The organism is Brevundimonas vesicularis, assembly GCF_027105095.1.
Classification (GTDB): Bacteria; Pseudomonadota; Alphaproteobacteria; order Caulobacterales; family Caulobacteraceae; genus Brevundimonas; species Brevundimonas vesicularis_E.
Genome location: NZ_CP114278.1, coordinates 2,691,576 through 2,700,000 on the forward strand (window position 1 = coordinate 2,691,576; position 8,425 = coordinate 2,700,000).

Genomic DNA, 8,425 nt, shown 5'->3' on the forward strand with positions numbered 1-8,425 from the left:
GTAGCTGATCGCGCTTGATCCCGCGATGGCCATCTGAAGTTCGCGCTTGGCGCGTTTCTCATCGAGGCCAAGCTCGACAACCTTCGCCTCGATGGTCGCGAACGGGTCGGGATCGCCCAGATTGATCGCGCGGTTGCTGGCCTTCACCCAGCTCGATCATCTGGGCGTCGGTGATGAGGCGCTTCTTGAGCAATTCATGACGCAGATCTGTGGCGGCCTGCATGCGGATCATACCGGAGCAGATTTCGGCCCAGGTCATGGCCCTGCCGACCGCATTGATCATGGGCGGCACGAATTCGGCGAGCCGGTACAGAAGCCGTGCCGCAAACGTCGCCGCATTCATGGCCTCCAACGGGAAGACCGACGCCAGAACGGTACGGCAGCCCAGCATCAGGAAGCCGTTCGCGGTCGTCGCGTGATTGCGGTCGGCTGCATGCGTATCGCAGGCGCTAAGGATCATGATCGGCGGAGCGCGTTTGATCCGAGCGCGCAACGACCACACATCGCATGCCTCGTCCTTGAGCATGAGCACGGCCGGCTTGTCGCGGTCATGCGTGCCATGCCCGTCAAAGATCGCGATGGCGCCGTCGAACGCGTTGATCGCGTCCGCCAGTTGGTCGGCGCTGCCGACCTCCTTGAAGGTGATTTCGAACCTGTCCTTCCAGAGTTTGCCGAAGGTCACGAAGGCAGCCTCGAACATGCCTCGGATTTGGTCTTCGGATTTCAGGGCGCTCAGGACGAGCACGCGCTTGAAGGTTTCGGGCACGATCCGGATCGGCTGTTGTGCGCCGATCTGTGAGACGAACAGGTTTCCAGGCGTCACCGACACCCGCGAAACCTGCTTACGCAGGCACAGCGGCAGGCCATCGACCTCAAGCCATTCCAGATGTGCGTCGGCGACGATACGGATTTGATCGCCGCCATCGCGAATGAGGTCCAGAAACTCGGGCGGCACCGCCTGGGAAATGCGCGCCTGCACGGCCCGAAAATCAGCCAGCGTCTCGGCGTCGGACCGATTGGCCATGCGGTAGTGGTTGGAGAATTGACGCACCGCCGATCCGGTCCGATTGATGTCGTTTGGAAGGCGCGCGACGGCCGAGATTTCCGAGGCCGTCAGAATCTCCATCACGGCCGTTGTGAGCTGCAATTCAATCTGACGGGCCTGCATCAACACGTTGGGTTTGAACGTGCCCGTCCCCGACTTCGCCTCTTCGACCGTCATGCCGGTCAGGGCTACGTTCTGGGCTTCGGTCGTGATGTCGTACGCATAGCCCCGCTGACGCTGAATCATGTTTTTGATTATGCGGAAGTTCCGGCGCTCAAGCTTGTCAGCGTTCGCTACCGGCTTCAGGGCGTTCACATGCGGGTACACCGCCGGCGCAAAGAGCGTGAGCGCGGGTGGCCTAGGAAAGCTGGGTTCGGGCAGTGTCTCCGGCACCGCCGCCCGTTCCTCGAGCACACTGCGCGTCGTTTGCACGATCTGCGCGACATACGGCTGTATGCCGTCGCCTGTCGCTTTGAACCGCCCCGTCACGGGGCTGTCGAACCCCAGGACGGACAGCGCGATCAGATTGGGCGTCACCGTGGCGTGGCCGCCCACTGTGTAGTCCAGCCTGCGCACCGCAGGCGGAGACCAAGACCCGATACAGCGCTTGGTGTCTGCAACGGCCTCACTGGGCGACAACGCCATCATGGCGTCGCACGTAGCGAGCAGCGCTTTCTGGAGGCCGTCGACATCAAATTCCGCGTAGCTAAGCGTTCCGTCTTTCTCGGCGACCACAACGGGCTTGATCGGGCAGCTTGCCAGCCACGTTTGATAAGGCGCGACGCTTTGCCCAGGTCCAAGAATGATGACCGAGAATGGCGCTTCCAGCGGCATCGGCTCGGACATGATTGCGCGAGGAGATTGCGGGAAAAACTGGATGGCCGATGTGCCGCAGACGCGGCTGGCGATGCGCCCCAGGTGATACTCGGGGCACAGCTCGTAGACATTAGCAGGAAGAAGAGCGACGCGCCGGATCAGTTCGCTCGACAAGGCCAACCGAGGCGAGAAGCCCGCTAGAGGGGTCGTGTCTTCCGGCCGCCAATCCGGCGTGGCGACGAGGTAGTGAATCTCTGTGAGGAAGCCATCGGCCATAGCCGATCCTAGCTCGGCATGAATGTGGTCGCCAATCCGGTTCGGAGAGAGCAGAGCCGCGAGGGAATTTGGTAGTTCAATGGATCTCAGGGAGACGTGGATACCCCCAGATTGCGAGTGGAAATGGGGGACTTCCACCGGCAGTGTCCCCCGTTGAGCGGCTCGGCTCCGGGGAAGACCATGAACGACCTATCGCTTGTCTTGGAGACGGTGACGGCCAACGAACCGAAGGCGATGGCGTGGACACTTTCGGTCGCTCCCGATCAGGCCAGGTTCGCACAGATGGCTTTCGACCACTTCGCCACCTGTCTGGCGTCGGTCGATAAAGGACAGATGTTTTTTCAGGGCATCTACGTTCACGCCCGAAAGATGGCCGGGCTGTCCGTCCTGTCCGCCCTACGCCAACATCGGATCGAGAGTGGTCAGAACCTCCGACAAGTCATCGAGGCGACGTCGCTGATGGGCTACCACGCGATTCACCCCGGCACGCCCGAAGACCTAAACCAACCCGACATGTCGGCCGACGAATTCATGGCCGCCAACGAAGAGGGATTAATGCGTGCGTTCAGATGGATCGGCACCGCCTATCCGCCCCTAAGCCGCGACCTGAAGCACAACAAGGATCACATCAACCGGCACCTCTCACACGCGACTGTGCTGGGGTCGGCTTTCGTCTTCGACTATCTGGCCAATACCGACACCGATGGAGGGTTCTTCGACCACCCGAATGAGGATGAGACGCGGATGAGCCTTTACCTCGCCGGTCAGGTCATCATGCTGGCCATCACCATGCTGGGCACCGCTGCGAGGGACGCCCAAGGTATCAAACTGCAACCCGGCTTCGGAGCGGCATACGATGAGTTGATCGATGTCGCGATGACGGTTCGGCAAGGGTTCTTGGCCTGATGGGTGCCCAAGTCGTTCCTGACCATCGCATCCAGCTACTCGCGGCACAGGAATCGGAGATGATCGAGTGGACCGCGAAGCGGGCCGGTATCTACGGCGTCTTCGCCCACGGTGCCTTCTCAGTCATGGACAGCATGGTGACCGACCTGCCGAAGTCACACATGCTTTTCGCCGGAGCGTGGGCAACGGTGCGATCATTCGCCGGTCAGGCACTTCTATCCGCCATGCGGCAGCACCGCATTCAGATGAACCTCTGCATCCGTCAGGTTCTCGAAGGTACCACGCTCGCAGCGTATCTTCTCGCCCATCCCCAGCCAGATCACCGCACCGAGGACGATCAGGGCAACATGGTCGAACCCAAGTTGCTGATGACCAAGCTCGTCTACCCGTGGTTCAAGACAACGTTCCCCGATGAGAACGCTAAGATCAAAGAGCTAAAGGACCAAATCAATCTGTTGAGCGGCCACGCTAACCTGATCGCGACGTCGGCGGTCTTCGACTACGGCCAGAAGGCCGGCATGCAGATCACGGCGGATTTCTTCGACCAACCCATCGACCAGATGGTCTGGGCAAACTTCTACGAAGTCGGCGAAGCAATCACGCTGGCGATCGAGGTCATTTTGCATGCCAACATCACCGCGACCGCTTTCCGACTCCGGCGGACGATCGTGGAAGAGTATGCAGCACTCGATGACTTACATCGTCGGGCGACCATCCAGTTCAACACCGACTACGACGCCGCCCAGGTCTAAAAAAAGCCGACGAAGCAACACTGGCACCTGTTGCGATCAGGGATCATCGGCCTCACCGCCGGTGACCTCGAACTGCGCCTTCCCAACATCAACCGAGAAGTCCAACATCGGCGGGATAGTTCTCGGATTTACCCAGGGCGGCGCGCCGCCGTGGAAGACGGCGAGAACTACGCCGACGCGGTGGCTTGGGCGGCTTAAGCCAGGTCTGAACCAGGCGTCATTGTCCCATTCTGAACCGAGAGCGGCCTTCGGTGGGGCCATCGCCCAGACTAGCGGGGCTCATTACGTGGTGCGATGATAACGCGGGTCCGCAGGGTACCTTGCACTCCTTCAAGGTCGTCCTCGATGCCACGCGGATTGTTGATCAGACCATCAGGATCGTAGACGAAACATACGAGTGTGTCGCAGCCGGGATGCGCTTGGTAGCGCGCGCGATCGACGATCAGTTCTTCGCCGAGAGCAGCAGCCTTTAACGACGGGCGGGTCTTTTTCACCTCGACGACGAGCCGTTCGGCTTTGAGCAGAAAGTCGATGCGAGACCCTCGTCCGGCGTAGCTCGGTGAATGCTCCTCTGGCCGCACATCGTCGAAGTGAAGGCGCAAGATCGTGTGAAGCAGGTCTTGGACGTCATATTCGTCAGCGATGGTGAGGGTAGGCCGATCGCCGTGACGGTGCCTAAGCTGACGGGCCGCTGCGTGGAAGCGGAGGCATAGCTTCTCGATCAAAGCGAGAGCGTCCGGAACCTCAGTCGCTGCTGCCTCCCCCGGCAGGCCATACTCGGTGATCTCGTCGATCATGGAGTCCAGAATGGTGGCCGCATGCCTCAGACCATCGCGGCGGGCCTCCGCGAAGACGTAGTCGGGCGTATCCGTCGTGAAGATGCCGAGGGAATATCGGACGTCCTCGTAATCCGACATGTGGCTGCTCTGTGATCCAAAGATGCGCTCGATGGCGACCTTGGTATCGCGGTGCCACTTGCTGAACTCGGGCACATCCTTGTCCCCACGCGCCAAGGAAATCGCGGCCCCGGACTGGCGTTTAAGGATATCTATGGCTTTGACGCTGTTCATGAACACGGTTTTGCATAGGAATCGGTCCGCTTGCCAGCGCTTAACCATGAGGCACGGTTGCACAGGCGTCGCCTTCGGCTTTAGCCTCCCCGCCATGCGTACGGGTGCCATCCATTTCCAGTTCAACATCGCCAATGTGCTGGCCGATGTTCGCCGTTTACCTCGGGTGGGCCTCGATGCCGTTCCGATTTCCCTGCCGTTTGTGACTGTCATGTCCCGTGCGAGCGAAGCCGATCGCCTAATCGCGGCGGAATTGGTCACTCGGCTGGCTGACCGGCGCGTCCTCAACTCTCAAGAGTGTTGTGACAGTTGTATCGACGAGGCCTTGGAAGCTTTCCAGGAAATCCGTGCATCTCTGCTCGAGGTCAAAGTCCGATTGATCGGTTCAACTGACCCTGTGCTCGCGAATCTCATCGAGCTCATGCTTGGGCCAATCCGGCAATTCCTAACCTTTGAACAATCGCTTCGCCAGCAGACCCCTACAAGTGGCGAGGATGGCCGCTACCGTTCCCACGAGAGTAGGCAGGTCTACTTCGATGCGCTTGAACAGCTTAGGGCACATCTAAGCCGCTGCATCGGTCAGTTGGCTGTCATCGCCGGTCTCCCGCAGCCTTTGGACGGTTATCACAGCCAATATAGTGGCGGATGGGATTTGGACGCCTACCGGGCTAGTTGAACCGACTGCCGCTGAGCTGGTGCGCGGCGACCAGAAATCCGCAATCAGCTTCCCCTTTAGGATTTTCTGAAGGTCCACCCAAAGCGTCAGATGCTGGCTTGATCGAACGCACGCGCAACACTTCGTAGAAACGGCGGCGGTGCGCCGCTGTAGATGGAAACATAACCAGCCAGCCTCAAGCACTGCACACCGGTGCCTGCCCGTGTCGCCTTCAGGACGCTCGTTTGGCCCTCTGCTTCGGAGGCGTGCCTTTTCGTTTAGCCCCGAGCCCGATCGCCTTGGCTTGGGCGGATCTTACGGCCGAATAGCCGGGCGCCACGATGGGATAGTCGGCCGGCAGTCCGAACGCTTCACGATAGCTGTCGGGCGTATAGCCCCGCGTGCTGAGGTGTCGTTTCAGCGTCTTGTACATTTTGCCATCCAGGAAGGAGACAATCCCCTCCTCCGTCACCGACTTCCGAATAGCAGCGCGGCCGGGCGTTTCGGGACCTGTCTCTGCGGTCGCTTCGGCCGGTGCGGCCGTTAGCCGGACCAGGGCCGAATGAGTGGCGCTGATGACCTCAGGGACCGCAACGGGATCGACCTTGTTGTTGGCCAGGAACGCCACGACGATGTCGGCGGTGAGGGACAGCAGATCGGCTGCGCCGGCATGTTCGGTCGGGGTGTCGGTCATCAAGAGCTCCTAGGTCGCGCGAAGCGTCGCATTTGGCTCTGGCGAGAGCAACCGCTGTCGCCGCGTCGTCTCTCAGCATCGTGATCCAAAGCCCCGCTGTGCCTGCATTTGCGCGCCGGGTGCTTCCACGAGGCTTCCACGGGCGGATTTGGGGTGGGGAATTTGGCCAAAGAAAAACCCGCTATCCTGTTGGAATAGCGGGTTAAAACTTGGGTGCGGGAGTAGGATTTGAACCTACGACCTTCAGGTTATGAGCCTGACGAGCTACCGGGCTGCTCCATCCCGCGGCAAACGGTAGTGTATCGAGAAGGAAGAACGGTTCGAGAAGGACCGCGATAGCGGTGTTTGTTCATCATCGGCTGTCCGCCTGGTAGACCCGGCGGCGACCTACTCTCCCGCGCCTTGAGACGAAGTACCATTGGCTCTGGAGGGCTTAACGACCGAGTTCGGAATGGGATCGGGTGGGGAACCTCCGACATAGCCACCAGGTCAACCAGGGGGACAGCGGATGATGAGAAGACATTGTCTGAGATCGTTCTGGTCTGAACGATCATCGAATGAGTTTTGCTGAGAAACGATCAAACCGATCGGATTATTAGTACCAGTAAGCTTCATGGGTCGCCCCACTTCCACACCTGGCCTATCAACGTGGTAGTCTTCCACGATCCTCAGCGAAGCCTTGTTTTGAGGTTAGTTTCCCGCTTAGATGCTTTCAGCGGTTATCTATTCCATACTTAGCTACCCTGCTGCACAGCTGGCGCCATGACAGGTACACCAGAGGTATGTCCATCCCGGTCCTCTCGTACTAGGGACAGATCCTCTCAAGCTTCGAACACCCACGGCAGATAGGGACCAAACTGTCTCACGACGTTCTGAACCCAGCTCACGTACCACTTTAAATGGCGAACAGCCATACCCTTGGGACCTGCTCCAGCCCCAGGATGTGATGAGCCGACATCGAGGTGCCAAACTTTGCCGTCGATATGGACTCTTGGGCAAAATCAGCCTGTTATCCCTAGAGTACCTTTTATCCGTTGAGCGATGGCCCTTCCACTCGGGACCACCGGATCACTATGGCCGACTTTCGTCTCTGCTCGACTTGTCAGTCTCGCAGTCAGGCGGGCTTATGCCATTGCACTCGACGACCGATTTCCGACCGGTCTGAGCCCACCATCGCGCGCCTCCGTTACACTTTAGGAGGCGACCGCCCCAGTCAAACTACCCACCACGCCATGTCCCGGGACCGGATAACGGCCCTCGGTTAGACGTCAACGACAGTAAGGGTGGTATTTCAAGGACGACTCCACCAGAGCTGGCGCCCCGGTTTCATAGTCTCCCACCTATCCTACACATACGGTCGCTAACGCCAAGGCGAAGCTATAGTAAAGGTTCATAGGGTCTTTCCGTCTGACCGCGGGAACCCCGCATCTTCACGGGGAATTCAATTTCACTGAGCCTATGCTGGAGACAGTGGGGAAGTCGTTACGCCATTCGTGCAGGTCGGAACTTACCCGACAAGGAATTTCGCTACCTTAGGACCGTTATAGTTACGGCCGCCGTTTACCTGGGCTTCAGTTCGACGCTTTCACATCTCCCTTTAACCTTCAGGCACCGGGCAGGCGTCAGACCCTATACGTCGCATTGCTGCTTCGCAGAGCCCTGTGTTTTTGCTAAACAGTCGCTACCCCCTGGCTTGTGCCACTCAGTCCTGCTTGCGCAAGGTGAGTCACGCTTATTCCGAAGTTACGCGTGCAATTTGCCGAGTTCCTTCAGCATAGTTCTCTCAAACGCCTTGGTATGCTCTACCTGACCACCTGTGTCGGTTTCGGGTACGGTCTCTGCTGGAGTTATTTCCTGGGACAACGCCCCCGCACACACAATCCAATAAGTGGGTACGAGTTAAGCCATCCGTCACTTCCAGCTGGTGCAGGAATATTTACCTGCTTCCCATCGACTACGCTTTTCAGCCTCGCCTTAGGGGCCGACTAACCCTGCGCAGATTAGCTTTACGCAGGAACCCTTGGTCTTTCGGCGAGAGTGTCTCTCACACTCTTATCGTTACTCATGTCAGCATTCTCACTTCCGATACCTCCAGCCAGGCTCACGCCTGACCTTCACCGGCCTACGGAACGCTCCGCTACCGCTTGCAGTAAACTGCAAACCCATATCTTCGGCGCACGGCTTGAGCCCCGTTACATTTTCCGCGCAGGA

6 protein-coding genes, 1 tRNA gene and 2 rRNA genes (1 of these 9 running past the window's edge) are annotated in these 8,425 nt (G+C 59.1%); 3 read left to right on the forward strand and 6 right to left on the reverse strand.

Features of this window, described 5'->3' with window-relative positions; translation table 11 throughout:
• Positions 1-58 precede the first annotated feature (58 nt).
• Positions 59-2,137 (reverse strand): CHAT domain-containing protein, encoded by a 2,079-nt coding sequence (locus tag O2K97_RS13450; protein ID WP_269219645.1) that lies wholly within the window; start codon positions 2,135-2,137, stop codon positions 59-61.
• 180 nt (positions 2,138-2,317) lie between these two features.
• Between O2K97_RS13450 and O2K97_RS13455 the strand changes: the two genes are divergently transcribed.
• Complete coding sequence (locus O2K97_RS13455; protein WP_269219646.1) at positions 2,318-3,043, forward strand: hypothetical protein; 726 nt, start codon at positions 2,318-2,320, stop codon at positions 3,041-3,043.
• A gap of 59 nt (positions 3,044-3,102) precedes the next feature.
• Positions 3,103-3,795 carry a hypothetical protein gene (locus O2K97_RS13460; protein ID WP_249750266.1) on the forward strand — a complete coding sequence of 231 codons (693 nt, stop codon included), beginning with the start codon at positions 3,103-3,105 and terminating at the stop codon, positions 3,793-3,795.
• 269 nt (positions 3,796-4,064) lie between these two features.
• Here the strand turns inward: O2K97_RS13460 and O2K97_RS13465 are convergent, their stop codons facing one another.
• Positions 4,065-4,865 (reverse strand): hypothetical protein, encoded by an 801-nt coding sequence (locus tag O2K97_RS13465; RefSeq protein ID WP_269219647.1) that lies wholly within the window; start codon positions 4,863-4,865, stop codon positions 4,065-4,067.
• Here O2K97_RS13465 and O2K97_RS13470 point away from each other — a divergent pair.
• On the forward strand, positions 4,846-5,541 hold the full coding sequence (locus tag O2K97_RS13470) for a hypothetical protein (protein ID WP_249750263.1): 696 nt from the start codon (positions 4,846-4,848) through the stop codon (positions 5,539-5,541). The two genes, O2K97_RS13465 and O2K97_RS13470, sit on opposite strands and share 20 nt — an antisense overlap.
• A 211-nt stretch (positions 5,542-5,752) precedes the next feature.
• Here the strand turns inward: O2K97_RS13470 and O2K97_RS13475 are convergent, their stop codons facing one another.
• From O2K97_RS13475 to O2K97_RS13490, 4 genes are all read right to left on the reverse strand, one after another.
• Positions 5,753-6,214 carry a MucR family transcriptional regulator gene (locus O2K97_RS13475; protein ID WP_269219648.1) on the reverse strand — a complete coding sequence of 154 codons (462 nt, stop codon included), beginning with the start codon at positions 6,212-6,214 and terminating at the stop codon, positions 5,753-5,755.
• Positions 6,215-6,424: 210 nt separating this feature from the next.
• Positions 6,425-6,501 (reverse strand) — tRNA-Met (locus O2K97_RS13480).
• Between the two features lie 87 nt (positions 6,502-6,588).
• A 5S ribosomal RNA gene (gene rrf, locus O2K97_RS13485) occupies positions 6,589-6,703 on the reverse strand.
• An 85-nt stretch (positions 6,704-6,788) separates the two neighbouring features.
• Positions 6,789-8,425 (reverse strand): 23S ribosomal RNA (locus O2K97_RS13490); it runs 1,142 nt beyond the window's last position.

Excerpts from the sequence above, each read along its gene's own strand:
- O2K97_RS13450 (WP_269219645.1), bottom strand. The coding sequence starts at position 2,137 with ATGGCCGATGGCTTCCTCACAGAGATTCACTACCTCGTCGCCACGCCG.
- O2K97_RS13465 (WP_269219647.1), bottom strand. The coding sequence starts at position 4,865 with ATGAACAGCGTCAAAGCCATAGATATCCTTAAACGCCAGTCCGGGGCC.
- O2K97_RS13460 (WP_249750266.1), top strand. The coding sequence starts at position 3,103 with ATGATCGAGTGGACCGCGAAGCGGGCCGGTATCTACGGCGTCTTCGCC.
- O2K97_RS13455 (WP_269219646.1), top strand. The coding sequence starts at position 2,318 with ATGAACGACCTATCGCTTGTCTTGGAGACGGTGACGGCCAACGAACCG.
- O2K97_RS13470 (WP_249750263.1), top strand. The coding sequence starts at position 4,846 with ATGGCTTTGACGCTGTTCATGAACACGGTTTTGCATAGGAATCGGTCC.
- O2K97_RS13475 (WP_269219648.1), bottom strand. The coding sequence starts at position 6,214 with ATGACCGACACCCCGACCGAACATGCCGGCGCAGCCGATCTGCTGTCC.